This is a genomic window from Streptomyces sp. NBC_00237 (assembly GCF_026342435.1).
Classification (GTDB): domain Bacteria; phylum Actinomycetota; class Actinomycetes; order Streptomycetales; family Streptomycetaceae; genus Streptomyces.
On sequence record NZ_JAPEMT010000005.1, the window covers coordinates 421,859 to 446,908 of the forward strand.

General features: G+C 71.6%; 21 protein-coding genes and 2 pseudogenes. 8 read left to right on the top strand and 15 right to left on the bottom strand.

The genetic code is table 11. From position 1 onward, the window contains the following. Window positions 1–38 precede the first annotated feature (38 nt). Together lnt and OG897_RS37685 are read left to right on the top strand one after the other, a co-directional pair. Window positions 39–1,628 (top strand): apolipoprotein N-acyltransferase, encoded by a 1,590-nt coding sequence (gene lnt / locus OG897_RS37680; protein ID WP_266664397.1) that lies wholly within the window; start codon window positions 39–41, stop codon window positions 1,626–1,628. 78 nt (window positions 1,629–1,706) lie between these two features. Continuing rightward, window positions 1,707–2,228 (top strand): NUDIX domain-containing protein, encoded by a 522-nt coding sequence (locus OG897_RS37685; protein WP_266664399.1) that lies wholly within the window; start codon window positions 1,707–1,709, stop codon window positions 2,226–2,228. A gap of 197 nt (window positions 2,229–2,425) precedes the next feature. Here the strand turns inward: OG897_RS37685 and OG897_RS37690 are convergent, their stop codons facing one another. From OG897_RS37690 to OG897_RS37715, 6 genes are all read right to left on the bottom strand, one after another. After that, window positions 2,426–2,833, bottom strand: a complete 408-nt coding sequence (locus OG897_RS37690; protein WP_266664400.1) for a PTS-dependent dihydroxyacetone kinase phosphotransferase subunit DhaM — start codon at window positions 2,831–2,833, stop codon at window positions 2,426–2,428. Then, the gene (dhaL, locus tag OG897_RS37695; RefSeq protein ID WP_266664616.1) at window positions 2,830–3,447 is read right to left on the bottom strand and encodes a dihydroxyacetone kinase subunit DhaL; all 618 of its coding nucleotides are present in this window, start codon (window positions 3,445–3,447) and stop codon (window positions 2,830–2,832) included. The genes OG897_RS37690 and dhaL overlap by 4 nt, the downstream gene beginning before the upstream one ends. 32 nt (window positions 3,448–3,479) lie before the next feature. After that, a complete protein-coding gene (gene dhaK, locus OG897_RS37700; protein WP_266664402.1) occupies window positions 3,480–4,472 on the bottom strand; it encodes a dihydroxyacetone kinase subunit DhaK in 993 nt (330 codons plus the stop codon). Window positions 4,473–4,954: 482 nt separating this feature from the next. Then, on the bottom strand, window positions 4,955–6,268 hold the full coding sequence (locus OG897_RS37705; RefSeq protein ID WP_266664404.1) for an MFS transporter: 1,314 nt from the start codon (window positions 6,266–6,268) through the stop codon (window positions 4,955–4,957). Further along, the gene (locus OG897_RS37710) at window positions 6,265–6,804 is read right to left on the bottom strand and encodes a transcriptional regulator (RefSeq protein ID WP_266664406.1); all 540 of its coding nucleotides are present in this window, start codon (window positions 6,802–6,804) and stop codon (window positions 6,265–6,267) included. The genes OG897_RS37705 and OG897_RS37710 overlap by 4 nt, the downstream gene beginning before the upstream one ends. A gap of 108 nt (window positions 6,805–6,912) precedes the next feature. Further along, window positions 6,913–8,106, bottom strand: a complete 1,194-nt coding sequence (locus tag OG897_RS37715) for a cytochrome P450 (protein ID WP_266664408.1) — start codon at window positions 8,104–8,106, stop codon at window positions 6,913–6,915. A gap of 199 nt (window positions 8,107–8,305) precedes the next feature. On the opposite strand from OG897_RS37715, the pseudogene OG897_RS37720 reads away from it, so the two are divergent. From OG897_RS37720 to OG897_RS37730, 3 genes and pseudogenes are all read left to right on the top strand, one after another. Further along, window positions 8,306–8,425: pseudogene (locus tag OG897_RS37720) on the top strand (helix-turn-helix domain-containing protein); the annotation flags it as partial. Window positions 8,426–8,620: 195 nt separating this feature from the next. Further along, window positions 8,621–8,965, top strand: a pseudogene (locus OG897_RS37725) (MarR family transcriptional regulator); the annotation flags it as partial. Window positions 8,966–9,118: 153 nt separating this feature from the next. Beyond that, on the top strand, window positions 9,119–11,020 hold the full coding sequence (locus OG897_RS37730; RefSeq protein ID WP_266664410.1) for an APC family permease: 1,902 nt from the start codon (window positions 9,119–9,121) through the stop codon (window positions 11,018–11,020). Window positions 11,021–11,114: 94 nt separating this feature from the next. Here OG897_RS37730 and OG897_RS37735 read toward each other — a convergent pair whose 3' ends face one another. From OG897_RS37735 to OG897_RS37750, 4 genes are all read right to left on the bottom strand, one after another. Then, window positions 11,115–11,906: an ABC transporter permease gene (locus OG897_RS37735; protein WP_266664412.1), complete on the bottom strand. Its 792-nt coding sequence runs from the start codon at window positions 11,904–11,906 to the stop codon at window positions 11,115–11,117. Further along, window positions 11,903–12,940 carry an ATP-binding cassette domain-containing protein gene (locus tag OG897_RS37740; protein WP_266664414.1) on the bottom strand — a complete coding sequence of 346 codons (1,038 nt, stop codon included), beginning with the start codon at window positions 12,938–12,940 and terminating at the stop codon, window positions 11,903–11,905. The genes OG897_RS37735 and OG897_RS37740 overlap by 4 nt, the downstream gene beginning before the upstream one ends. 86 nt (window positions 12,941–13,026) lie before the next feature. Next, window positions 13,027–13,881: a DUF4097 family beta strand repeat-containing protein gene (locus OG897_RS37745; RefSeq protein WP_266664416.1), complete on the bottom strand. Its 855-nt coding sequence runs from the start codon at window positions 13,879–13,881 to the stop codon at window positions 13,027–13,029. 136 nt (window positions 13,882–14,017) lie between these two features. Further along, the gene (locus tag OG897_RS37750; protein ID WP_266664418.1) at window positions 14,018–14,530 is read right to left on the bottom strand and encodes a hypothetical protein; all 513 of its coding nucleotides are present in this window, start codon (window positions 14,528–14,530) and stop codon (window positions 14,018–14,020) included. Window positions 14,531–14,817: 287 nt separating this feature from the next. Between OG897_RS37750 and OG897_RS37755 the strand changes: the two genes are divergently transcribed. From OG897_RS37755 to OG897_RS37765, 3 genes are all read left to right on the top strand, one after another. Next, the gene (locus OG897_RS37755) at window positions 14,818–15,684 is read left to right on the top strand and encodes an alpha/beta fold hydrolase (RefSeq protein ID WP_266664420.1); all 867 of its coding nucleotides are present in this window, start codon (window positions 14,818–14,820) and stop codon (window positions 15,682–15,684) included. Between the two features lie 9 nt (window positions 15,685–15,693). Next, window positions 15,694–16,569, top strand: coding sequence for a helix-turn-helix domain-containing protein (locus OG897_RS37760; protein ID WP_266664422.1), 876 nt, complete (start codon window positions 15,694–15,696; stop codon window positions 16,567–16,569). A 121-nt stretch (window positions 16,570–16,690) separates the two neighbouring features. Beyond that, a complete protein-coding gene (locus OG897_RS37765) occupies window positions 16,691–17,239 on the top strand; it encodes a YciI family protein (protein WP_266664423.1) in 549 nt (182 codons plus the stop codon). A gap of 51 nt (window positions 17,240–17,290) precedes the next feature. On the opposite strand, the gene OG897_RS37770 is transcribed toward OG897_RS37765, so the two are convergent. The 5 genes from OG897_RS37770 to mutA all read right to left on the bottom strand — a co-directional run bounded on the left by OG897_RS37770 (window position 17,291) and on the right by mutA (window position 25,032). Next, on the bottom strand, window positions 17,291–18,373 hold the full coding sequence (locus OG897_RS37770) for a phytase (protein ID WP_266664425.1): 1,083 nt from the start codon (window positions 18,371–18,373) through the stop codon (window positions 17,291–17,293). 547 nt (window positions 18,374–18,920) lie between these two features. Continuing rightward, entirely contained in the window at window positions 18,921–19,709 is a 789-nt protein-coding gene (locus OG897_RS37775; RefSeq protein WP_266664427.1) for an SAM-dependent methyltransferase, read from the bottom strand. 70 nt (window positions 19,710–19,779) lie between these two features. Continuing rightward, window positions 19,780–20,775, bottom strand: a complete 996-nt coding sequence (meaB, locus tag OG897_RS37780) for a methylmalonyl Co-A mutase-associated GTPase MeaB (protein ID WP_266664429.1) — start codon at window positions 20,773–20,775, stop codon at window positions 19,780–19,782. Between the two features lie 133 nt (window positions 20,776–20,908). Then, complete coding sequence (gene scpA, locus OG897_RS37785) at window positions 20,909–23,146, bottom strand: methylmalonyl-CoA mutase (RefSeq protein WP_266664431.1); 2,238 nt, start codon at window positions 23,144–23,146, stop codon at window positions 20,909–20,911. Further along, complete coding sequence (gene mutA, locus OG897_RS37790) at window positions 23,146–25,032, bottom strand: methylmalonyl-CoA mutase small subunit (protein WP_266664433.1); 1,887 nt, start codon at window positions 25,030–25,032, stop codon at window positions 23,146–23,148. The genes scpA and mutA overlap by 1 nt, the downstream gene beginning before the upstream one ends. Window positions 25,033–25,050: the final 18 nt, after the last annotated feature.

The following is a 25,050-nucleotide window of genomic DNA, read 5'->3' on the forward strand; positions in this document are numbered from 1 at the left end:
CTGCTCACACCGGGGGCGGCCACCGTAGACTCCGCCGGGTGAGCGCCACCATCACCCCCGTAGCAGCCCCGCCGGAACCTGCCCCGGCCGCACCCCGCCGAGGCATGTGGCTGGTGCGGACCCTCGCAGCCGCCGTGTCCGGCCTGTTGCTCTACGCGAGCTTCCCGCCCCGACCCCTGTGGTGGCTCGCGCTGCCCGGGTTCGCCCTGCTGGGCTGGGCCCTGCACGGCCGCAGGCTGCGCGCCGGATTCGGGCTCGGCCTGGTCGCCGGGCTCGCCTTCCTGCTTCCGCTGCTGTCCTGGACGGGCGAGGAGGTCGGTCCGGTCCCCTGGATCGCGCTGACCCTCCTCGAAGCACTGTTCGTGGCCTTCGTCGGCATGGGCATCGCGGGTACGTCCAAGCTGCCTGCCTGGCCCGTGTGGGCGGCCGGGCTGTGGATCGTGGGGGAGGGGGCGCGGGCCCGCTTCCCGTTCGAGGGCTTCTCCTGGGGCAAGATCGCCTTCGGCCAGGCCGACGGTGTGTTCCTGTCGCTGGCCGGGCTCGGCGGCACACCGCTGCTGGGCTTCGCGGTCGCCCTGTGCGGCTTCGGCCTCTTCGAGGTGGTCAGGCAGGTCGTCACGTACCGGCGCACGAAGAAGGTTCCGCGTACCGGGCTTGCGGTGGCGGCGCTGGCCGTCGTCGTACCGCTGCTGGCTTCGCCGGCCACGCGTCCGCTGCTCGACGACTCGGCCGAGGACGGGACCGCGACCGCCGCCCTCATCCAGGGCAACGTGCCCCGGTTGGGCCTGGACTTCAACGACCAGCGGCGTGCGGTGCTCGACAACCACGCCCGGCGGACCGAGCAGCTCGCCGACGAGGTGGCCGCCGGGAAGAAGCCGAAGCCGGACTTCGTGGTGTGGCCGGAGAATTCCTCCGACCTCGATCCGTACCGCAACGACGACGCACGCGGCGTCATCGACCGGGCCGTCAAGAAGATCGGCGTGCCCGTCGCGATCGGCGCGGTCCTCACCCCGGAGAAGGGCGACCTGCGCAACACCCTCATCCAGTGGGACCCGCGGCGCGGCCCCGTCGACACGTACGACAAGCGGCACATCCAGCCGTTCGGCGAGTACATGCCGATGCGGGACTTCGCCCGGATCTTCAGCAAGGACGTGGACCGGGTGCGCCGTGACTTCGGGCCCGGCAAGAAGGTCGGCGTCTTCGACATGGCGGGCACGAAGGTCGGGCTCGTGACCTGTTACGAGGCCGCCTTCGACGACGCCGTGCGCGACACGGTGGTGCACGGGGGTCAGGTGATCGCCGTGCCCAGCAACAACGCCACCTTCGGGCGCAGCGAGATGACGTACCAGCAGCTCGCGATGAGCCGGGTGCGGGCTGCCGAGCACGGGCGGGCGGTCCTGGTGCCCGTCACCAGTGGTGTGAGCGCGGTCATCCAGCCGGACGGCGAAGTGGTCCAGCAGACGGGGATGTTCGTGCCGGACGCGCTGGTCGCGAAGATTCCGCTGCGGTCCTCGCTGACCCCGGCGACCCGGATGGGTGTGGGTCCTGAGGTCTTCCTCGGGCTGCTGGGGGCGGCGGGCGTGGTGTGGGCTGTCACCCTGCGGGTGCGCGCGCGGCGCAGCTCCTGAGGTCGTCGGCGGTGGTGTCCTGACGGCCCGGTCACCACGGCTGACGTGGCGCTTTCCGGAGTCCTTTAGGGTCGTGTCATGGCTACTCCCGACTTCATCAAGAACATCCGCGCGACCGCGGGGCACCAGCTGCTCTACCTCCCCGGCGTGACCGCCGTGGTCTTCGACGACGAGGGGCGGGTGCTGCTCGGGCGGCGCGCCGACAACGGGGAGTGGTCGGTCGTCGGCGGCATCCCGGAGCCGGGCGAGCAGCCCGCCGAGGCGGCGGTGCGCGAGGTGTTCGAGGAGACGGGCGTCGAGTGCGTCGTGGAGCGGGTGGTCCTGGTCCAGACGCTGCGCGCGGTGCAGTACGGGAACGGCGACATCTGCCAGTTCATGGACATCACGGTGGCGTGCCGGGCGACCGGCGGTGAGGCGTGCGTGAACGACGAGGAGTCCGTGGAGGTCGGCTGGTTCCGGGTGGACGCGCTTCCCGAGATGCGGGAGTTCGCCAACTTCCGGATCAAGCAGGCGTTGGCGAACGAGCCGACGTGGTTCGCGCAGCCGGGGGAGATGCCGTTGGGTGTGGCGGGGGTGGGGGTTACGCCCGAGGGGCACTGAGGGGGCTGGTGGGGGTTTGTGCGGGCCGGAGGGGGCTGGGGTTACTGCCGGGGGCTCCGCCCCCGGGCCCCCGGCCGCCTTCGGCGGGTTCTGTGCCCCTGGCCCGCCCCTTCACCTAAAGCGCTTGCCGCGCGGCTGTCTCGCGTACGTGCGGGGGCGTCGTGGTTGCTCGCGCAGTTCCCCGCGCCCCTGGAGGCTCAGGTCTTGCGGTAGGTGTAGGCGTCTGTAGCGGCTGCTGCTACGGCGTCCAGGGGGGCTCCTGTTGAGGCTGTGACCATGGCGGCGATCGTGCCCTCCACGAACGGGGCGTCCAGCAGGCGGGTGCCGGGCGGGAGTTCGTCCTCGTCGGCGAGCAGTGTCTTCACCGTCAGTACGGCACTGCCCAGGTCGACCAGGACCGCGACCCCCGCACCCCGGTCGACCTCGTGCGCGGCGCGGGCGACGAGATCCGCGCTCGTCCCGAGGCCGCCGTCCACGTCTCCGCCCGCGGCGGCGACGGGTGCGGTCGGGCCGCCGCCCGCCAGTCCGCGCGCCAGCTCGGCGACGGCGGACGCCACGGCCGCGCTGTGGGACACCAGGACGAGACCCACCATCGCGTCGTTCATCCGGCGGCCTCCGCCACGTCCGCGAGAGTACGGAAGAGGAGGGCGGCGGACGTCGCACCCGGGTCCTGGTGCCCGATGCTGCGCTCACCGAGATAGCTCGCCCGCCCCTTGCGCGCCTGGAGCGGCACGGTCGCGAGAGCACCGCTCTCGGCGGCGTCCCTGGCAGCGGTGAAACCGACGTCGCCGCTGGACGTCAGCGCCTCGGCCGCCGGAATCAGTGCGTCCAGCATCGTCTTGTCCCCGGCCGCCGCCCCGCCCAACCGGGCCACGGCGTCGACCCCGGAGCGCAGGGCGGCCGCGAACTCCGCCACGGACACCTCCGCACCCTCGCCAAGCGCCTTCCCGGTGCGGCGCAGCAGCGTTCCGTACAACGGGCCCGAAGCCCCGCCCACGGTGGAGATCAACGTCCGCCCCGACAGGGCGAGTACGGCGCCCGGTGTCGTGGGTGGCTCCTTGTCCAGTGCGGAGGCCACGGCCGTGAAGCCGCGCCGCAGGTTGCTGCCGTGGTCGGCGTCCCCGATGGCGGAGTCCAGCTCCGTCAAGCGGTCGGCCTCCTCGTCGACGGCGGCGGCCACCGCCACCATCCAGCGCTGAAAGAACGCGGAATCCAGCACCAACACCCCTTCTCCCTTTCGCATCTGACGGATCAACGTCCCCAGCGCAACGCGGCGGTCTGTACCGGCGCGTCCCACCACCGCAGCATCTCCTCGTCGACCTGGCACAGCGTCACCGAGCAGCCCGCCATGTCGAGGGACGTGACGTAGTTCCCGACGAGCGTACGGGCCACGGGCACGCCCCGCTCCGAAAGGACGCGCTGGACCTCGGCGTTGAACCCGTACAGCTCCAACAGGGGGGTGGCCCCCATGCCGTTCACGAGGGCCAGTACCGGGCCGGTCGGCCGGAGGTCCTCCAGTACGACGTCCACCGCGTAGTCCGCGATCTCCCGTGCGGTCATCGCGGCGCGGCGCTCACGGCCCGGCTCGCCGTGGATACCGACTCCCAACTCAAGCTGGCCCACGGGAAGTTCGAAGGTCGGGCTGCCCTTCGCGGGTGTCGAGCACGCGCTCAGCGCGACCCCGAAGCTCCGCGCCGAGTCGTTCACCTTCCGGGCCACCTCGGCCACCCGCTCCAGCGTCGCGCCCTCGTCCGCGGCGGCCCCGGCGATCTTCTCGACGAAGAGCGTGGCTCCGGTCCCGCGCCGCCCCGCCGTGTACAGGCTGTCGGTCACGGCGACGTCGTCGTTCACGAGCACCCGCTCGACCCGGATGCCCTCCTCCCCGGCCAACTCGGCGGCCATGTCGAAGTTGAGGACGTCCCCGGTGTAGTTCTTGACGACGAACAGCACGCCCCGCCCGGAATCGACGGCGGCCGCGGCCCGCACCATCTGGTCCGGTACCGGTGACGTGAAGACCTCCCCGGGGCACGCGGCCGACAACATCCCCGGCCCCACGAACCCCGCGTGCAACGGCTCGTGCCCGCTCCCGCCCCCGGAGACCAGCCCCACCTTCCCGGCGACCGGCGCGTCCCGCCGTACGACGATCCGGTTGGCGACGTCGACCGCGAGATCGGGGTGGGCGGCCGCGATTCCCCGCAGCGCATCGTCGACGACGGTCTCGGGCACGTTGATGAGCATCCGCATGTGTACCTCCGGGAGGGGGTGACAGGTGGGCGTCTGGCCTGCGGTGTGGCTGACGGTGTATCCGTTCGTCCGGGTGGGGCCCGTCGTCCGCGCCTCAAGTATCCAAGAGGGAGCGCCTCGTGGCACGAGGCGTGCAGGTGAGGAGGGAAGGAACACCGAGGGCCCGGGCCGTCCCGTCAGTCGTGGGTGCGAGCCGCCGTCACGTGGTGACCGAGCCAGGTGAGCAGGGGTGTGAGGGTGTGTGCCGCCTGGAGTACGTGGTCCACGGCGGCGGGGGTGAGCGTGACGTCCTCCCCGGCGGGCGGGCGGGCGGGCGGTCGGTCGGTCGGGCGGGCGGGCGGCGAGCAGCGAGCGGTGCCGCAGCAGGGTGGCGCGGGGGTGGTCGGCGGGCAAGCCGAGGGGCACGCGTTTCATGAGGTCGCCGGTGACACCTCGAACGCCCGGTCCGTCCATCCGCCGAAGGCTCCGTTCGTCCGGGGATCCTATGGGGTGCGCAAGGGTTCGGGTGCGCCCACGGGGCCACCGGATTCCGGGTGACCGGAGCCGTCGGCCGAGGCGGCGTCGCGCAGTGCTGCCTCGCGCAGTGCTGCTTCGACCCGGCGATTGCTGGTCATGGTCGCGGTGACGGCGGTCATGGTCAGGAGGAGCCCGGCGGCGGCGTAGAGCGGGGCGCGTACGCCGTGGGAGGCGGCCAGCCAGCCGCCGAGGAAGGCGCCGAACGGGGCGGCGCACATGGCGAGCATGCGGGAGGTGGAGGCGACCCGGCCCATCAGGTGGGCGGGGACGATCGACTGCCGCAGGGAGGGGGCGAGCACCATCGTGGCGCCCATGCCCGCTCCGCAGACGGCGAGCGCGAGACCGGCGACGTACGGATTCGGGGCGGCGGCAAGCCCCAGGATGGCAAGCCCCTCGACTGCGGCCGTGCAGGTCAACGCGGTTCCGGTGCCCAGCCGTCGGCCGATGGAGGAGGCGATGGCCGCGCCGAGCAGGCCGCCGGTGGCCTCCGCCGTGAGGAGCAGTCCGAAGCCGAACGTGCCGATGCCGAGACGCTCCTGCGCGAAAAGGGCGAGGACGGTCTCCACGGCAAGGAAGGCGACGTTCCCGACCGCGGGACGCAGCGCGAGCCCGAGCAGCAACCGGTCGCGGAAGACGTACGAAGCACCGGCCCGAGCCTGCCGCAGCAGAGACTCGCGCGCCTCTTGTACGGGCCGGGGCGTGGCGGGCAGCGACCGTACGAGCAGTGCGGAGAGCGCGAACGACACCGCGTCGGCGATCAGCGGAACCGTCCGCCCGAGCGCGAGGAGCGCGCTGCCCGCAGGGGGCCCCGCGAAGCCGGATGCGGCGGTCTGGGTGCCGCGCAGGCGGGAGTTGGCGCGCTCCAGGAGTGCGGGGTCGCGGCCCAGCAGGTCCGGCAGATAAGCGGTGGCGGCGGTGTCGAAGAAGAGCCCGCCGAGGGCGAGCAGGAAGGCGGTGGCCGCGAGCAGCGGAATGCTCAGTACGTCGAAGGCGGCAGCCGCCGCCGGTATCGCGAGCAGCACCGCACGCACCACGTCCGCGACCCACATGGCGCGCCGACGGTCCCAGCGGTCCACCAGCGCACCGCCGAGCACTCCGAAGAGCAGCCACGGCAGCGTCCCGGCGGCCGTCACCACGGCGAGCGCCATCGGATCCCGCGTCAGCGTCAGCGCGAGCAGCGGCAGCGCGGCATGTGTCACCCCGTCGCCGAGCGACGACACCGTCTGCGCGGTCCACAGCCGTCCGAAGCCGGTGGGCAACTTCTTTGCCTCTGTGGTCACTTGGCGTCCCCCTCGGCCTGCTGGCGCGGAGCCGGGCGGAACAGTGCGAAGGCCAGCGACACGTCCGGCAGCGACGGGTCGGACAGCTTCTGGTACTCGTCCGCCAGAGCCTCCAGCCGCGCCCCCAGCTCCGCGAACTGCTCCTCGGTGAGGCGCAGATGCGCCATCCGTACGTGCCGCTCGCCCTCCACCGGCGCCGCCTCCAGGTCGGCCACCGCCTGCCGCATCAGTACATCCGGCTGCCCCGCCCCCGGATCGGGCAGCACGATCGACTGCGCGGCCATCGCGTAGTACCGCTCGGTGACCCCCCGCACCTTCCGGGTTCGCACCACCTTCACCAGCCCGGCCCGCTCAAGAAGCCGCACGTGGTAGCTGGAACTGCCCTTGGCGAGGCCCACCTGCTCGGCGATCTGCGTGATCGTCGCAGGCTCGAAGCGGAGCGCGGCGATGATCCGGTGACGGGTGAGGTTGGAGACGGCGCGCAGTTGTTCGTCAGTGGTGACGTGGAAGGTCTCGGGGAGATCATCGGTTGTCATGCACCCAATGGTCAAGGAGTCTTGACCATTGGGCAAGGGGTTTTGTGCGGCCGGTCGGAATCCGCCGTCGGGGGCGGGGTCCTCCGGCTTGCGCCGTACGGGCGACGGTCAGGCGTCCCAGGTCACCGGCAGGCTCTTCACCCCGTACACATCGGCCGCCTCCGGACGCAGCCGGACCTCCTCGGCGGGTACGGCCAGGCGCAGCGTGGGGAAGCGGTCGAGCAGTGCGCGCAGGGCGATCCGCATCTCGATGCGCGCCAGCTGCTGCCCCAGGCACAGGTGCACCCCGTGTCCGAAGGCCAGGTGTCCGCCGTCCTGCCGCCGGATGTCGAGCGAGTGCGGGGCGGTGAAACGCTCCGGGTCACGGTTGGCGGTGTTGTAGGAGAGGAGGACCGTCGTGCCCGCCTCGATGGTCTGGCCGCCCAGCTCGACGTCCTCCGTCGCCGTACGCATGAACGTCTTGGCGACGGTCAGGTACCGCAGCAGTTCCTCCACGGCCCGGTCTGTGAGCGAGGGGTCGGCGCGCAGTGCGGCCAGCTGTGCCGGGTTCTCCAGCAGCGCGAAGGTGCCGAGGGCCAGCATGTTGGCGGTGGTGTCGAGTCCGGCCGCCAGCAGGATCAGGCTGATGCCCTGCAACTCCTCGTCGCTCAGGTCGCTGTCGGCGAGTTCGCTGAGTACGTCGTCGGTGGGGTTCGCGCGCTTGGCGGCCACCAGGCCCGCGAGGTACTGCTGGGTCGCGGCGTACGCGGCGATCAGTTCCTCGTCGTTCGGCTCGCCGTTCATGAACAAGGCGATCTGCTCCTCGAAGGAGCCGCGCTCCTCGTACGGCACGCCCAGCAGCTCGCAGATGACGATGGTGGGGATCGGCCGGGCGAACGCGGTCACCAGGTCGGCCGACGGGCCCGCCTTCGCCATGGCGTCCAGGCAGTCGTCGGTGATCTGCTCGATGCGCTCGGTGAGCAGCCGCATCCGGCGCGCGGTGAACTTGCCCACCAGCGGCTTGCGGTAGCGCCCGTGCTCCGGGTCGTCCGTGAGGAGGAACTCGCCGGGCGGTGCCGGAGGGATCTTGAAGTCGGCGACGACGTTCAGGAGGTCCTTGCGCGAGCTGAACCTCGGGTCGGCCAGGACCGACTTGACCAGGTCGTACCCGGTGATCATCCAGCCGGGAACCCCGCCGGGGTGGGTGATGCGGCTGAGCGGCGCGTGCTCGCGGGCGTCGATCAGTTCTGCCGGTGGATCGAAGGGGCAGCCGGACCGGCGCTCCGTCGGCAGGGTCGAGAGGGTGTGGAGGGAGTCACTCATGGCCGTTCCTCATCTCGCGATATGACGTGTTCGACGTGTACTGAAAGCTACGTTGCGTTCACTGATTCAGTCAATTGGTCGAACCGCGTTCTTGCAGGTCAGTGGCTGTTATTTGATGCAATGACGCTGGAAGCGAATGCAATGGCACGTTGCAATGAATGGCGGCGAAGGCAATACTGACTGCATGCCAGGAGGACGATTGACCCAGCAGGAGCGTCAGCGCATCTCCGCCGGACTCGCCGACCGGCTCTCCTACGCCGAGATCGCCAGACGGCTCGACCGGCCGACCTCGACCGTCAGCCGGGAGGTCTCGCGCAACGGCGGTCCTGGCGCCTACCGGCCTCAGCAGGCGCACCAGGACACGGTCAGGCGTGCCCGGCGCGGCACCCCGGCGCCCGCTCGTGGGGCCGGGGTGCCGGACGGCCCGGTGGAGGAGGAGATCATCGAGCTGGCGGTGCGGTCGGGGCTGCCGAGGATGACCGCGCGCGTCCACGTCGACCTGTTGCTGGCCGAGGACGGACGGCGCACCGCCGCCGAGCTGGTCCGCAGGCTGAAGGTCAGCCCGGCCTCCGTGTCGGTCGCCGTGAGCTTCCTGGTGGAGCAGGGGTACGTCCGGCGCGAACGCGATCCGCAGCGGCGGCGGGACGTGTACGTGGTCGACGACGAAGCCTGGTACCACTCGATCGTGATCAGCTCCCGGCAGATTCTCGCGTCGGCGCGGGCCGCGACGAGGACGGCGGAGGCGTTCGGGCCGGACACGCCCGTCGGGCAGCGGCTGGCCAAGGCGGGGGTGTTCCTGGAGCACGTCATCGAGGACATGGCGGCCTCCGCCGACCGCTGGCGCGGCCTGTTGAAGTGAACCCGGGCGAGCAGAAGCCCCACCCCGCACGCACACCGCGCGTCAGCAACGCGTGAAGACGGGCGACCCGACCGGCAAGAAGCCGCTAGGGCAGCGGGCGGACGCCGCAAGGACGTCGAAGCTGGGCGGACGTGCCAGTGAAGGAGCCCGTCCATGTCCGCCTCCCCCCTCTCCGACTCCGTCCGCGCTTCCGCCCCCGTCGAAGGCCCCTCGGCCGCCGGTCGCGCGGAACCCCCCGATCCGTATCCGGCGGGGCGGCCCGACGCCGACCCGGTGTCCCGCCACAAGCTCACCGCCGTGACCGGTCTCGCCGCCCTCTCCCTGGACGCGATGGCGTCCGTGGCGTACGGGCCCGAGGCGATCGTCCTCGTGCTGGCCGCGGCAGGCGGCTACGGCCTCGGGTTCACGCTCCCCGTCACCCTGGGGATCGCCGCGCTGCTGGCCGTACTGGTCGCCTCGTACCGGCAGGTGATCGCCGCGTTCCCCGACGGCGGGGGGAGTTACGCGGTCGCCAAGACGTATCTGGGGGCGCGTACGAGTCTCGTCGCCGCCGCCTCCCTCGTCCTGGACTACGTGCTGAACGTGGCCGTCGCCGTGACCGCCGGAGTCGCCGCCCTCACCTCCGCCCTCCCCTCCCTCTACGACCAGCGAGTGGGGATCTGCCTGGCCGTCCTGGTCCTGGTGACGGGCGTCAACCTGCGCGGAATCGTCGACTCCGCACGGGCGTTCCTGGTGCCGACCGCCGTCTTCGTCGGCGCGATCCTGACCATGATCGTGGTGGGGCTCTTCCGGGACGCCCCGGCCTCCACCGAGGCCGCCGCGGGGCACGCCTCCGTGCTCGGGGACAACGCCACCACCGTCGGCGCCCTCCTCCTCCTGAAGGCGTTCGCGTCCGGCTGCTCCGCGCTCACCGGCGTCGAGGCCATCGCCAACGCCGTGCCCTCGTTCCGGGCCCCGGCCGCCCGCCGCGCCCAGCGTGCCGAGGTCGCCCTCGGGGCGCTGCTCGGCGTGATGCTCATCGGTCTCTCCGTACTGATCTCCCGCTTCGGCCTCCAGCCCGTCGAGGGCGTCACCGTCCTCGCCCAGCTCGCCGACGCCTCGCTCGGCCACAACTGGGCCTTCTACCTGGTCCAGTTCGCGACGATGATCCTGCTCGCGCTCTCCGCCAACACCTCCTTCGGCGGTCTGCCCGTACTTCTGGGGCTCCTCGCCCGCGACAACCACCTCCCGCACGTCTTCGGCCTCAAGGCCGACCGGCAGGTCCACCGGCACGGCGTCCTCACCCTCTCCGCCGTCTCCGCCGCCCTCCTGCTCTTCTCCGGCGGCGACACCAACACCCTCGTCCCGCTCTTCGCGATCGGCGTCTTCATCGGCTTCACCGTCGCGCAGACCGGCATGGTCCTGCACTGGCGGACCGTGCGCGGACCACGCTGGGTCGGCAAGGCGCTCCTGAACGGCTTCGGCGCGTTGCTCACGGGGGTGAGCGCCGTCGTCGTCACCGCCACCAAGTTCCACGACGGGGCGTGGCTGATCGTCGTCGCGCTGCCGTTGCTGATGGTGCTGTTCGCGCAGGTGCACCGGGCGTACGCGAAGATCGGCGCGCGGCTCGAAGTCGGCCGCGTTCCCCACGTGCCGTGCAGGCAGCGCTCGTTGGTGCTCGTCCCCGTCTCTTCGCTGACCAGGCTCACGGGCGAGGCGCTGAGTGCGGCCGTCTCGCTCGGCGACGAGGTGCGCGCGGTCACCGTCTGCCACCCCGACCCCGAGGACCGGGCGCAGACCGAGGCCCTGGAACGCGACTGGGCGCTGTGGAACCCCGGCGTCCCGCTGATCCGGCTCACCTCCGAGCGCCGTACGCTCGGCAGGCCCATCGCCGCGTACGCGAACAAGCTGGCGGAGTCCGAGCCCGGCACCCGCATCACCGTCCTCGTCCCCGAGGCCGAACCCGCCCACCTCTGGCAGCGGCTGCTCCAGAACCAGCGCGGCGCGGTCGTCGCCCACGCCGTCCGCCGGGACACCGACGCGGTGATCTGCCGACTGCGCTTCCGCCTGGGCTGAACCCGTCCCCGGCCCGGCATGCCGGAGGGGCGGCGTACCCCGACTCGTCGTCGGGGTACGCCGCCCTTCGGCGCGTGCGGAGGGCCTGCGAGTCCTACGAGGGGTCGCGGTCGAAGACCGACTTGGACCAGAAGTAGCCGAGCACGGCCAGGCCCAGGCACCAGGCCACGGCCAGCCACCCGTTGTGGCCGATCTCGGTGCCGCGCAGCAGTCCGCGCAGCGTCTCGATGGCCGGGGTGAAGGGCTGGTACTCGGCGATCGGCTGGAACCAGCCCGGCATCGCGTCGACCGGGACGAAGGTGCTGGAGATCAGCGGCAGGAAGATCAGCGGCATCGCGTTGTTGCTGGCCGCCTCGGCGTTCGGGCTGATCAGGCCCATCCCGACCGCGATCCAGGTGAGCGCCAGGGCGAAGATGACGAGCAGTCCGAACGCCAGGAACCATTCCAGGACGGTGGCGTCCTTGGACCGGAACCCGATGGCCACGCCCACGGCACCCACGACGACCACGCTCATCACGCACTGGAGCACGCTGCCGACGACGTGCCCGATGAGGATCGACCCGCGGTGGATCGCCATCGTGCGGAAGCGGGCGATGATGCCCTCGGCCATGTCGGTGGAGACGGACACCGCGCTGCCGATCGTGGTGCCGCCGATGGTCATCAGCAGGATGCCGGGGACGATGTACGCGATGTAGTCGGCGCGGTCCGCACCGGCACCGCCGATGCCCGCGCTCAGCGCGTCGCCGAAGAGGTAGACGAACAGCAGCAGGAGCATGACCGGCGTGAGCAGCAGGTTCAGGGTGAGGGACGGGTAGCGGCGGGCGTGCAGGAGGTTGCGGCGCAGCATCGTGGACGAGTCGCGCACGGCGAGGGACAGGGAGCTCATCGCAGAGCCTCCTTCGGCTGGTTGGTCTGGTTGGGGACGGTGGTGGTGGCGGTGGTGCCGGTGCCGCTGGTCAGGGCGAAGAAGACGTCGTCGAGGTCCGGGGTGTGCACGGTCAGCTCGTCGGCCTCGATGCCCGCGGAGTCGAGCCAGTCGAGGAGGGAGCGCAGCTCGCGCTGGCTTCCGTCGCTGGGGATCTGGAGCGACAGCGACTCGTCGTCACGGGTGGCCTCGTGCAGGGCGGTGGCCGCCGACCGGTAGGCGGCCGGATCGAAGAACCGGATCTTGACGTGGCCGCCGGGGATCATGCGCTTCAGCTCGTCGGCGGTGCCCTCGGCGGCGATCCTGCCGTCGTTCAGGACGGCGATGCGGTCGGCGAGTTCGTCGGCCTCCTCCAGGTACTGGGTGGTGAGGAAGACGGTGACGCCGCTGCTGACGAGTTCGCGGATGATGCCCCACATGTTGTGGCGGGAGCGGGGGTCGAGGCCGGTGGTCGGCTCGTCGAGGAAGATGATCCGCGGGCTCCCGACGAGGGTCATGGCGATGTCGAGGCGCCGTTTCATGCCGCCGGAGTAGGTGGAGGCGGGCTTCTTCGCCGCGTCGGTGAGGTCGAAGCGGGCGAGGAGTTCGGCGGTGATCCGACGGCCCTCGCGGCGGGGAAGGTGGTGCAGGTCGGCCATGAGGAGCATGTTCTCCTCGCCGGTGATCAGTCCGTCGACCGCGGAGAACTGTCCGGTGACGCCGATGGCGGCGCGGACGGCCTGGGGTGCGGTGGCGGTGTCGTGGCCCGCGATGTGGGCGTGGCCGCTGTCGGCGGTGACGAGGGTGGAGAGGATCTTGACGGCGGTGGTCTTGCCCGCGCCGTTGGGGCCGAGCAGGGCGAAGACGGTGCCGGTGGGGATGCGGAAGTCGATGCCGTCGAGGACGGTCTTGTCGCCGTACGACTTGCGCAGACCGCTGGCCGAGATGGCGGCCGGACTGTTCGGGGAAGGGCGCGCGTCGCCCTGAAGTGATGTGATCATGTCAGAGGAAGTCATGTGTCTTCTCCTTCGAAGACTGGGGTGACGGCTGGGGTGACGGCTGGGGTGAGGGTTGAGGTGATGTCTGGGGGCGACGGCCGGGGTCAGACCTTGGCGCGGAGGACGGTGATGTTGCCGTGCTTGGTGCGGGCGCGGATCTTGACCGAGCTCTCGGTCCGCTCCGGCGGCTCGGACGAGGTGAGCGTGTTGCGCACCTGGCCGGAGCCCGCGTCCACGTCGAGCCACGTGGCCGTGCCCGCCCGGACGCCGACCTCTATGGCTCCGTAGTTGGTCTCCAACTGCACCGTTCCGCCCGCCACTTCACCTATGCGGAGGGTGCCGTGCGCGCTGACGGCGGAGACCGAGTCTTCGGCGCGCGTGATGTCGACGTCGCCGAGGGCGTTGCGCACCCGCAGCTCACCCGTTGCTGCGCCGACGCTCGTGGTGCCGTGCGAGTTCTTCAGGGTGGCTGGTCCGTCGATGAGGCCGACGCGTACGCTGCCCGAGCTGGTGGTGATCTCGGCCCTGCCCTCGACCCGCTCCACGGAGATCGAGCCGTGCGACGCGGTGAGGTCCAGCGGTCCTGTCGTGTCGAAGCGGACGTCGCCGGACGAGGTCTTCACGCGGACCTCGCCGAGCCTGCCCTCTCCGAGCACCTGGGTCCAGGTGCCCGTCAGGTCGACGTGGGAGCCCGTGGGCAGTTCGACCGTCACGTCCACCGTGCCGACGCGGCCGATGCTGAGGCCGAGCAGGTTGGGCTTGGGCGTCCTGATGGTCAGTGTGCCGTTCGTGTACGTGACCTCGGTCTGCTCGGCGGCCCGCACGTCCTGGTCCTTCTTCGGGTTGCGGGGCGTCACCCCGACGACGGTGTCCGGGCGGTCCGTCGCGGTGAACTGGATGGAACCGGCTTCCACGCGTGCCGTGGTCGAGATCGCTGCGGGAGTGTCGAAAGAAGGCATGGCTGATCCGTCCTCTTGGGTCTCGGGAGCGTTTCCGCTGGTGGGGCGCGGTGTGGGTGGCGTGGTGCGAGTGGAGCAAGCGCTGGCGGCCGGAGCCGTAGGGGCGTCGTACGGGAGCCCTGCGGTCGCGGAGCGGCTAGCGCGCCCAGCCCGTGTAGGCGGTGCCCATGGTCTGGCTCTTCTCCGTCCTGCGCGGGCGGGTGTCGCTGTCGAGCGCCGTCGTGACGGCGCGTATGAGCCACGCGTTGACCGACAGGCCCTCGCGGCCGGCCGCCTCCTCGGTGCGTGCCTTGAGGTGCGCGGGGAGGCGCAGGTTGACGCGGGCGGTGCCGCCCTCGTCGCTGTCGGCCGGGGCGCTGTGCGGTGCGAAGGCCGAGGTCGGACTCATCGGGGCGCCGCTGTCGGTGGGCGGCAGCGTCACCACGAAGTCGGGGTCGAAACCGCGCATCCGTACGTCGACCGAACCCGGGGCGAGTTCCCGCGTTATCTCGTTCGTCGCGGCGGACAGGACGTGGAGCATCGTCAGCCGGGCCGCCGATTCGAGCGGAGCGGTGAGCCGCTCCGCCAGCTCGCGGGTGTCGTCGCCACCGGCCTCGGCGGCCACCGCGAGTTCGCGGCGAAGGGAGTCGACGTACGGGGTGAGGTCCATGGCGTCATCATGGCACCACATTGGCGTCATGGGCAAGTGGTCTGTCGGGGAATCTGAAGTCAGCTTATTTACATGCGCTTTGACCTGCGGTTTTCCAGTGACGCCAGGTTGGATGGCTGTGGTGTCACGCGAGGTATGGGCCTCTGATGGCTCCGATGTGGCGCGATATGGCGTCATCGCGTGCCACCCGGTGCCGGGTGATGCCGGGCGTGGGGGAGTCCGTACGAGAGACGGACGGTGACATTCGTACAAGACCGGCAGCGGGCGGGTCCCGCACCCTTCCTGGCATGAGCGAACATGACGCCCGACATGACGCCGAACACGACGCCGAACACGACGCGCACAGGATGCACGTGGTCCACGACGGCCCGCCCCAGGCGCCGCCGGTCCTGCTCATCCACGGGTCGGGGGCCTCGGGCTCCTCGTGGAATCCACTGGTTCCGGCACTCGCCGGGCCGCATCACGTTGTTCGGGTCGACCTTCCCGGGTGCGGTCAGTCCCCGCCCGCGGAGTCCTACGACGTGCCGGTCCTCGCGGACCGGGTGGCGCGGCTGCTCGACGGGCTCGGGCTCCGTTCCGTCACGGTGGCCGGACACTCCAGCGGCGGCTACGTCGCCACCGCGCTCGCGGAGCGGCGTCCCGATCTCGTGGGCGCGCTCGCGCTGGTCAGCACCGGACCGAGTTCCGGTGCGCTCCTGCCGCAGCCCGCCGTCGTCCGGGCCCTGACGGCCCCGCCCTTCGGTGCGCTCCTGTGGGCGCTGCGTTCCGACGCGATGATCCGCAAGGGGATCGGTGCGATGCTCGCCCGGCCGGTGGACGTTCCGGACGACGTGCTCGCCGACATGCGCACCACCACCTACCGCGCGTTCAGGTCGGTCCTGCGCCAATTCGGCGCGTACCTCGACGAGCGGAGCGTGCCCGAGCGCCTCACCGCCCTCGACGTCCCCGTACTCGTCGTCTTCGGCGCCGCCGACCCGCGTTGGGAGCCCTCGTCGGCGCACCAGTACGACGCGGTGCCCCGCACGCGCCTCGTCATGCTGCCGGGCGTCGGGCACGTACCCCTGTGGGAAGCCCCTGAGGAGACCGCCCGGCTCCTGCTGGACTTCGCGGCGAGGACTGCCGGAACCCCGCCCGTGACACCCCAACGGGCTTAACCTGTAGGCATGTTGAGGGAGCCGGTGCCATTCGACTGGGCGGGTGTCCGCGTCGCGGTGCCGCGCCCTTCGACAGGGCTGCCGGGGGTGCGCATGGCCGGGTTCGGCCAACGCGCCGTCGCCCCCGTGCACGTGGACATCGCCATGGTCGCCCACCCGTCCGTCACCCTGCTCTTCGACCTGAGCGACGGAGCGGACCTCGTCTGCGGCTCCGAGGGCCGACGCGGGCGGGGCAGTGTCGTCGTCGGGCTTTTGCCGGGGGAGCTGCGGGCCGGAGGGCGCGTCGGCGCGTGCCTCCAGATCAGGCTGGAGCCCGTCGCGGCGGCCGCGGTGTTCGGCCCGGCGGCGGAGCTGAGGGGTGCGGTGGAGTCCCTCGCGGACGTCTGGGGCCGCGACAGCACGGAACGGGCGGAGGCCGGACTGCGCACGGCGGTGACGTGGGACGAGCGCTTCGCGGTCGCGGTGGACATCCTCGGCCGCCGGATGGAGGAAGGGGTGCGGGGCCGCGGGTGCGGTCGGCCACCGGTCGACGCGGAGGTCGCCCACACCTGGCGGCGGACGCTCGCCGGGCGAGGGCGCGTACGCGTCGAGGGACTGGCGTACGAAACCGGCTGGAGCCGCAAACGCCTCTCGGCCCGCTTCCGTTCGCAGCTCGGCATCACCCCCAAGCGCGCCGCCCGGCTCGTGCGCTTCGACCACGCCGCGCACCTGCTCGCGGCGGGTCTCGCTCCGGCCGACGTCGCCCACGGCAGCGGATACGCCGACCAGTCCCATCTGCACCGCGAGGTGAAGGCGTTCACCGGGCTCACGCCCACGGCGGTCGCCGCCGCGCCGTGGCTCGCGATCGACGACGTGGCGTGGCCGGACGCGACCTCGCCCCGGTGACCCCGGCTACCTCGGTGACCCCGGCAGTCCCGGTGACCCCGGTGATGCGATGCCCCGGCGGCCCCGGTGAGGTCCGCCCGAATCCCTGGACTCCGTCGTCCTCCCGGCATGATCATGAGGCATGGAATTCCTCTTCTACCACCGGGACCGCTCCGGCTCCCTCCCACTGCGCATGGCCCTGACGGAGGAGCACTGGTCGTACATGGACACGTACGAGAAGGAGCTCATAGCGCGCGGCCCGACCTTCGCGGACGACGGCGAGACGCCCACCGGCAGCCTGCACATCGCCGACCTGCCGGGCCCCGCCGCCGCCCGCGCCTTCGCCTTCGACGAGCCCTGTTACCAGGCGGGCGCCTTCCGGGACGTCCTGGTGCGGCGGTGGCGCAACACGTTGGGGCGGACCATGGGGGAGTTCCCCGGCCTGCGGGACGACGGCAGCCGGTACCTGGTGATCGGGTTCGGCGCCGGGGAGGCCGTCGACCTGGAGCCCCCGGCCGACCGCGATCACGTCATCGCCCACGGACCCCTGCTGTCGGACGACGGCGACGTCTGGCTGGGCACGGCGGCGCTGGTGCGGGCCCCGGACGCGGACAGCGCCCGCGCCGTCCTGACCGCCGACCGGTACGCGGACGTCGAGGTGCACAACTGGGAGCCCGGCGGGCGGCGTTGACGCCTGTGCCCGGGGTCCCCGGGGCTGATTCCGGGGGCCCCAGGGACGGGGTCAGGCGAAGTTCGCCGTGATGCGCTGAAGCGGTACGTACTTGAAGTTCTGGTTTCCGCTGGTGCCGGGCGCCCCGTTGGAGCCGTCCTGGCAGACGAACACACCCTGCGGGAAGGCCGGGCCGAGGTTCGCGGCCGACGCGTCGATGCCGTCGGTGTCCTCGCAGTCGTCGGCCGCCGTGCCGTTCGCGACGGCGAAACGGCCGAGGTAGGCGCGGCTGGCGCGATCGTAGACGGTGAAGTCGTTGCTGCCCTGCGAGGAGACGTAGATGCGGTTCCCGGCCGCGGTGATGCCCTCGACGTCGGCGGTGAGGTGCCCGCCGGACCCGACCGAGTCGAACTTCGTACGGGCCGTTCCCGAGGAGGGCTCGGCCCCGTACGTCCAGACGCCGACGTCCTCCTCGCCGAGGTAGAGCTTGCCGGTGCTGTCGTCCGCGTAGCAGCCCTCGACCGCGGACCCGGCGTCCCACAGGCGGACCGACGTCGCCTTCACGGTGTCGCCGCTGACCGCCAGTTCCCACTGCTCGACGCGGCCGGAGGTGGAGTTGGGGAAGGCGTACAGCTTGCCGGAGGAGGGCGAGGTGTAGAGGCAGAGGCCGTGCGCGGTGACCTCGGTGGGGACGTCCTTGAGGAGCTTCAGCTTCCGGGTCGCCGGATCGATCCGGTAGACGTGCAGGGAACCGCCCGCCGCCTCGTCGTCCGCCGAGACGACGATGTCGCCGCGCAGGTCGACGTTGTTGCCGTGGTCGCCGTCGATCCGCTGGATGCGTGCGCCCGCCATGTCGTACACCTCCAGCGCACCCTTCTTGTCCGTCGCGACGACCACGGACTTGGCGGGGTCGGAGGGGTGTGCCCAGATCGCCGGGTCGTCGGCGGCGTCACCGCTGTGGGACACGGGTGCGGTCTCCACGGTCGCGGTGACGGAGGCCGCGACCGCCGCCTGTGCGGGCGCGGCGGGGAGGAGCAGCGCGGCGGCCACGGCTGCGGGCAGGGCTGCCGTACGCAGTGAAGCCGCACGCAGTGAAGCCTTGCGCGGTGATGCCGTACGCGGCGAAGCCGTACGCAGTGAGACGGTGAAGGACACCGGGTTTCCCTTCGATTCCGTGAAGTCCGTGAAGTCCGTGGAGTCGGTGAAGCGACTCCGTGGGGCGGGTCGGAGCACATCCGTGGGGGAGCATCCCGGATGGGCGCACGGGAAACCAGGGCCTCACGGTGAGCATGACGTGAACACGTCCGAAACCAGGTGTGGTGTGAACGGGATCACGGCCGGAAGCCGTCACGGTTCGCAGGGCCCGCGTGCCTCGATGAGTGACCCCGGGAATCGGGCGGCGGCCGACCCGGATTCCGTGGACCACCCCCGTGCCCATCTCGTACGCGTGGTGACCCGCCAGGCCCTCAACCACCCGCGCGCCCTCACGCCGCGCCGCGAGGCAGATCGCCCACCGGGCCCGCGCTTACGTCCACGCGCGCCGACGCCGCTTCGAACCCGACGCGGAATCCGCACGACACGAGTGCGCCGCCGGTAGTGCGCTGCCGCCCCACCCGGCCCGGCCGGGACGCGCCGTACGCCACCGACTACGTCGTCGAGCGCGGCTTCCCGCCCGCGCGGCACGAGGTCGGGCGGATGACCTCTACGGCTTGCGGCCGACGCCCCCGAACATCGCCACTTCCGGGGGCAGTCGCGGGTCCTCCGGCCGCCAGTGGTTGCACGAGACCAGGCCGGGGGGCAACAGCTCAAGACCGTCGAAGTACCGCGCGACACGGTCCGGGGTGCGCTGCGTGAGCTTCGGCGTGCCGTTCTCGTTCCAGAACGCGACGGCCGCGTCCACGTCCGGCATCGACGGACTGGTGATCGTGTGCGAGAGGACGAGGTGGCTGCCGGACGGCAGGGCGTCCATCAGACGTCGTACGAGAGCGAACGACTCGGCGTCGTCCTCGATGAAGATCACGACGCCGAGGAGCATCAGGGCGACCGGCTGCGACAGGTCGAGGGTCTTCGCGGCGTGCGCGAGCACGCCGTCGACGTCGCGCAGATCGGCGTCCGCGTAGGCGGTCCGGCCTTCGGGCGTACTGGTGAGCAGGGCCTGGGCGTGGGTGAGGACGACGGGGTCGTTGTCGACGTACGCGACGCGGGATTCCGGTGCGATGCGCTGGGCGACCTCATGGGTGTTGTCCGCACTGGGCAGACCCGTACCCACGTCGAGGAACTGACGGATGCCCGCCTCACCGGCCAGGTACCGCACCGACCGGCCGAGGAAAGCGCGGTCGGCGCGGGCGTAGTCGCCGATTCCGGGGTGCAGCGCGCGGATCTGGTCACCCGCCGCCCGGTCCACCGGGTAGTGGTCCTCGCCGTCCAGCCAGTAGTTCCAGATCCGGGCGGTGTGCGGGCAGGTCGTGTCGATGCGCGAAGCGGCGGTCATGCGTGTTCTCCCCCGGTTCCTTGGTGCCTTGGTGGGTGCCTTGGTGCGCCGAGCCGCACGGCGCACCCGGTCACCGACCGGGCTGCTCGCCGAACGCCTCCAGGATCCTTTCCGCCGCCAGCGTCGCCGTCAACTCCCCTTCCCGCAGAGCCCGTTCGACCTCCGGCGTCACTCCGCGCACGCCGGGGTGCGAACGAAGGCGGCCGAGGAGTTCGTCACGGACCATCGACCACGCCCAGTCGACCTGCTGGTCGGCGCGCTTGGCGGCCAGCCGGCCCGTCGAGTCGAGGAGGGTGCGGTGCTGCTCCAGCCGGTCCCACACCGTGTCCAGACCGGCGTTCTCGCGCGCGCTGCAACTCAGCACCGGGGGAGTCCACGCGGCGTCGACCGGGTGCATGAGACGCAGCGCGCCCGCCAACTCCCTTGCCGCGGAACGCGCGTCGCGTTCGTGCGGGCCGTCGGCCTTGTTGACCGCGACGACGTCCGCCAGTTCCAGGACGCCCTTCTTGATGCCCTGGAGCTGGTCCCCCGTACGCGCCAGGGTCAGCAGCAGGAACGTGTCGACCATGTGCGCCACGGCCGTCTCCGACTGCCCGACACCCACCGTCTCCACGAGGACGACGTCGTAACCGGCGGCCTCCACCACCACCATCGCCTCGCGCGTCGCCCGGGCCACGCCGCCCAGCGTCCCCGCCGAGGGGGACGGCCTGACGTACGCCGCCGGGTCCACGGCCAGCCGTTCCATCCGGGTCTTGTCGCCCAGGATGGAGCCGCCCGTACGGCTCGACGACGGGTCCACGGCGAGCACCGCCACCCGGTGCCCGAGGCCCGTCAGCATCGTGCCGAACGCGTCGATGAAAGTCGACTTGCCGACACCGGGCACCCCGCTGATCCCGATGCGGCGCGCCGAGCCCGAGTGCGGCAGCAACGTGGTCAGGAGCTGCTGCGCGAGCACCCGGTGGTCGGGGCGGGACGACTCGACGAGGGTGATGGCGCGGGCCACGAAGGCCCGTTTCCCGTCGAGCACGCCCTTGGCGTACGCCTCGATGTCGGTCTTCGGGGGCATACGGTTCTCAGTCTCCGTCCGGCTTCAGGGGCATGCGGGTCGGTCTGTGCGCGCGGCGGCCCGCTCGCGCGGCGGTCTCCGTACGGTGGCGGCCACGGTCACCCCACGGTCACCGCTGTCGCCACCGTACGTTTCACTCGCCTTCCGGCACCGCCAGCTCGTGCCCCAGCGCCGCGGCCAGCCGCTCCACCAGGTCGAACGCCGCGTCCGGGATGACCGTTCCCGGCGGGAACACCGCCGTCGCGCCCGCCTCGTGCAGGGCGGGAACGTCCTGCGGCGGGATGACGCCGCCGACGACGATCATCACGTCCTCCCGGCCCTCCGCCGCCAGCTCCTCGCGCAGCGCCGGTACGAGCGTGAGGTGTCCGGCCGCGAGGGAGGAGACGCCGACGATGTGCACGTCCGCCTCGACGGCCTGCCGCGCCACCTCCGCCGGGGTCTGGAACAGCGGGCCGACGTCCACGTCGAAGCCCAGGTCGGCGAAGGCCGTGGCGATCACCTTCTGCCCCCGGTCGTGGCCGTCCTGGCCCATCTTGGCGACCAGGATGCGCGGCCGCCGCCCCTCCGCCTCGGCGAAGGCGTCGACCAGGGTCCGGGTGCGCTCCACGGAAGGGGACTCTCCTGCCTCGTTGCGGTACACACCGGCGATCGTACGGATCTGGCCCGCGTGCCGCCCGTACACCTTCTCCAGCGCGTCCGAGATCTCCCCGACGGTGGCCTTCGCACGCGCCGCGTTCACCGCGAGGGCGAGCAGGTTGTCCTCCAGGCTGCCGGAGGAACCGCGCTCGGCGGAGGCGGTCAGGGCGCGCAGGGCGTCCTGGCAGGCCGCCTCGTCGCGCTCCTCGCGCAGCCGCTTCAGCTTGGCGATCTGCTGTGCCCGTACCGACGTGTTGTCGACCTTGAGGACGTCGATCTCCTCGTCGGTCTCCACCCGGTACTTGTTCACGCCGATCACCGGCTGGCGGCCCGAGTCGATCCGCGCCTGGGTGCGTGCTGCGGCCTCCTCGATGCGGAGCTTGGGGATGCCCGCGTCGATCGCCTTCGCCATGCCCCCGGCCGCCTCCACCTCCTCGATGTGCTGCCAGGCGCGCCGCGCCAGGTCGTACGTCAGCTTCTCGACGTACGCGGAGCCGCCCCACGGGTCGATGACCCGCCCGGTGCCCGACTCCTGCTGGAGCAGCAGCTGCGTGTTGCGGGCGATGCGCGCCGAGAAGTCGGTGGGCAGCGCGAGCGCCTCGTCGAGCGCGTTGGTGTGCAGCGACTGGGTGTGGCCCTGCGTCGCCGCCATCGCCTCGATGCAGGTGCGCGGCACGTTGTTGAAGACGTCCTGCGCGGTCAGCGACCAGCCCGAGGTCTGCGAATGGGTGCGCAGGGAGAGGGACTTGGGGTTCTTCGGATCGAACTGCTTGACCAGCTTCGCCCACAGCAGGCGCGCCGCCCGCATCTTGGCGATCTCCATGAAGAAGTTCATGCCGATCGCCCAGAAGAACGACAGCCGGGGCGCGAACGCGTCGACGTCCAGGCCGACTTCGAGCCCGGCACGCAGGTACTCCACACCGTCCGCGAGGGTGTACGCCAGCTCCAGATCGGCCGTCGCACCCGCCTCCTGGATGTGATAGCCGGAGATCGAGATGGAGTTGTAGCGCGGCATCTTCTGCGAGGTGAACGCGAAGATGTCGGAGATGATCCGCATCGAGGGCTTCGGCGGATAGATGTAGGTGTTGCGGACCATGAACTCCTTGAGGATGTCGTTCTGGATGGTCCCCGCCAGCTTCTCCGGCGGCACCCCCTGCTCCTCGGCCGCCACGATGTACAGCGCCAGCACCGGCAGCACGGCGCCGTTCATCGTCATCGACACCGACATCTTGTCCAGCGGGATGCCGTCGAAGAGCTGCCGCATGTCGTAGATCGAGTCGATCGCCACGCCCGCCATACCGACGTCGCCTGTGACACGCGGGTGGTCGCTGTCGTACCCCCGGTGCGTCGGCAGGTCGAAGGCGACGGAGAGGCCCTTCTGCCCGGCCGCGAGGTTGCGCCGGTAGAAGGCGTTGGACTCCTCGGCGGTGGAGAAGCCCGCGTACTGGCGGATCGTCCACGGCTGGTTGACGTACATCGTCGGGTACGGGCCGCGCAGGTACGGGGCCACACCCGGGTACGTCCGGAGGAAGTCCAGGCCCTCGGTGTCCTTCTCCGTGTACAGCGGCTTGACCGGGATGCCCTCGGGCGTGTCCCAGACCAGGTCCGCCACACCGCGCCCGGTCGCCTCCTTCACGGCCGACTGCCACTGCTCGTCGGAGGCGGCGGCGGGCGCGGTCTCCGGGGCGAGGGGGATCTGCGAGAAGTCGGGAATCCCGGCGGGGTTGGTGCCCATTACTTCACTTCCATACGGTCGAGGACGGAGGTGAGCGTCGCCACCGCGTCCGAGCCCGCGAAGACGAACGCGTCCACGCCGGCACTCCGGTATGTCTCTTCAGCTTCCCCGGGCCGCCCCGCGAGGAACACCGTCTGTGCTCCCGCCTCCTTGAGGGCGCGTGCGACGTCCGCCGCCTGCTCCGCGTACAGGGCGTCGCTGGAGCAGATGCAGACGACGCTCGCACCGCTGGCGCCGAACGCTTCCGCCACCGTGTCCGCGCCAACCGTCACCGGGTCGTGGACCGGCTCGATGCCGCCCGCCTGGAAGAGGTTCGCGGCGAAGGTGACCCGCCCGGTGTGCGCGGCGGCCGGTCCCAGCGCGGCCATGAACACGCGCGGGCGTGCCCCCGTCCGCGCCAGGTGCGCGTCGGAGCGGGCGCGCAGCGCCTCGTACGCCTCGTCGCGCCGTACCCGGGGGAGCCCCCCGGTGGGGCGCTCGGGGGCCGGGTCGCGGTTGACCTCCCGCTCGGCGAGCAGCGGGAACTCGCTGACGCCCGTGATGGGTTCCCTGCGCTGGGCGAGTGCTGTCGTACGACGCTGCCAGGTGGCGGCGATCCGGCTGCCGACCAGGCCCGAGCGCAGGCCCTCCGCCTGGCCGCCCGCCCGCTCGATCTCCTGGAACCACTCCCAGGCGGCTCGGGCCAGCTGGTCCGTGAGCTGCTCGACGTACCAGGAGCCGCCCGCCGGGTCGACGACCCGCGACAGGTGCGACTCCTCGACGAGGATCGTGGAGGTGTTGCGGGCGATCCGGCGCGCGAACGCGTCCGGCAGGCCGATCGCCTGGTCGAACGGCAGCACGGTGACGGCGTCCGCGCCGCCCACCCCGGCCGCCATGCAGGCGATCGTGGTGCGCAGCATGTTCACCCACGGGTCGCGGCGCGTCATCATCACCGACGACGTCACCGCGTGCTGTCGCTGCGCGCCCGTCTCCGGTGCGCCGGACGCCTCGGCGACGCGGGCCCACAGACGGCGGGCCGCACGGAACTTGGCGATCGTGAGGAACTGGTCGGCGGTGGCCGCGTACCGGAAGTCGAGCTGCCCGATGGCCGCTTCGACGTCGAGTCCGGCCTCGGTGAGCCGACGGAGGTAGGCGACACCGGTGGCCAGGGAGCAGCCCAGTTCCTGGGCTGCCGAGGCACCGGCCTCGTGGTAGGGCAGCGCGTCCACCACCAGGGCGCGCAGCCCCGGGTACTGACGGGCGGTCAGCTCGGCGAGCTCGGTGGCCGAAGCGGCGAGTACGGGGTCGTGGTCGCCGGTGCGGGCGGTGTAGCCCAGCGGGTCCGCGCCCAGATTGCCGCGCGCGTCCTCGGCCGCCACTCCGCGCTCCTCGTAGAGGCGCAGCAATTCCCGGGCGGCGGCGTCGAATTCGGCCCCCGCGTCGAGGGCGACGGGAGCCAGGTCCAGGTACACGCCCTCCAGGGCCTGCGCCAGGCCGGAAACGGGCAGGCCGGAGCCGCCCACCGCGAGCCAGAGCGACGAGACGCCGTTCTCCAGGTCCGCCAGTACGGCTTCGTTGGCGCGCGCCGGGTCGGGCCGCTCGTGCCGCTGCCGTACGTCCCAGCCGCCCGCGGCCGTGGTGCCCGCGGCGAACGCACCCCGGGTGAACGGTGCGAAACCGGGTAGACCGGGCAAGTCGCCCGGGAGGGTGGGGTCGTCGGCGGTGTACAGCGGGCGTGTCGTCAGCCCGTCGTCGAGGGAAGTGGAGAGGGCTTTCTCGGCCGCGGACCCCGTGACGTCTTTACCCGATTTGCGTAGCACGCCTTCCACCAGGCGCTGCCACTGCTCATGGGTCGCATCAGGGAACTCGGCGGCCAGGGAAAGCCCGTCGTCAGGCAGGACCGTCATGCTCAGATGCTAGGGCAG

Excerpts from the sequence above, each read along its gene's own strand:
- dhaK (WP_266664402.1), bottom strand. The coding sequence starts at position 4,472 with ATGCGGATGCTCATCAACGTGCCCGAGACCGTCGTCGACGATGCGCTG.
- OG897_RS37765 (WP_266664423.1), top strand. The coding sequence starts at position 16,691 with ATGGAATTCCTCTTCTACCACCGGGACCGCTCCGGCTCCCTCCCACTG.
- OG897_RS37735 (WP_266664412.1), bottom strand. The coding sequence starts at position 11,906 with ATGAGCTCCCTGTCCCTCGCCGTGCGCGACTCGTCCACGATGCTGCGC.
- OG897_RS37710 (WP_266664406.1), bottom strand. The coding sequence starts at position 6,804 with ATGACAACCGATGATCTCCCCGAGACCTTCCACGTCACCACTGACGAA.
- scpA (WP_266664431.1), bottom strand. The coding sequence starts at position 23,146 with ATGGGCACCAACCCCGCCGGGATTCCCGACTTCTCGCAGATCCCCCTC.
- OG897_RS37690 (WP_266664400.1), bottom strand. The coding sequence starts at position 2,833 with ATGAACGACGCGATGGTGGGTCTCGTCCTGGTGTCCCACAGCGCGGCC.
- OG897_RS37685 (WP_266664399.1), top strand. The coding sequence starts at position 1,707 with ATGGCTACTCCCGACTTCATCAAGAACATCCGCGCGACCGCGGGGCAC.
- mutA (WP_266664433.1), bottom strand. The coding sequence starts at position 25,032 with ATGACGGTCCTGCCTGACGACGGGCTTTCCCTGGCCGCCGAGTTCCCT.
- OG897_RS37755 (WP_266664420.1), top strand. The coding sequence starts at position 14,818 with ATGAGCGAACATGACGCCCGACATGACGCCGAACACGACGCCGAACAC.
- OG897_RS37715 (WP_266664408.1), bottom strand. The coding sequence starts at position 8,106 with ATGAGTGACTCCCTCCACACCCTCTCGACCCTGCCGACGGAGCGCCGG.
- OG897_RS37745 (WP_266664416.1), bottom strand. The coding sequence starts at position 13,881 with ATGCCTTCTTTCGACACTCCCGCAGCGATCTCGACCACGGCACGCGTG.
- meaB (WP_266664429.1), bottom strand. The coding sequence starts at position 20,775 with ATGCCCCCGAAGACCGACATCGAGGCGTACGCCAAGGGCGTGCTCGAC.
- OG897_RS37775 (WP_266664427.1), bottom strand. The coding sequence starts at position 19,709 with ATGACCGCCGCTTCGCGCATCGACACGACCTGCCCGCACACCGCCCGG.
- OG897_RS37760 (WP_266664422.1), top strand. The coding sequence starts at position 15,694 with ATGTTGAGGGAGCCGGTGCCATTCGACTGGGCGGGTGTCCGCGTCGCG.
- OG897_RS37740 (WP_266664414.1), bottom strand. The coding sequence starts at position 12,940 with ATGACTTCCTCTGACATGATCACATCACTTCAGGGCGACGCGCGCCCT.
- OG897_RS37750 (WP_266664418.1), bottom strand. The coding sequence starts at position 14,530 with ATGGACCTCACCCCGTACGTCGACTCCCTTCGCCGCGAACTCGCGGTG.
- OG897_RS37730 (WP_266664410.1), top strand. The coding sequence starts at position 9,119 with ATGTCCGCCTCCCCCCTCTCCGACTCCGTCCGCGCTTCCGCCCCCGTC.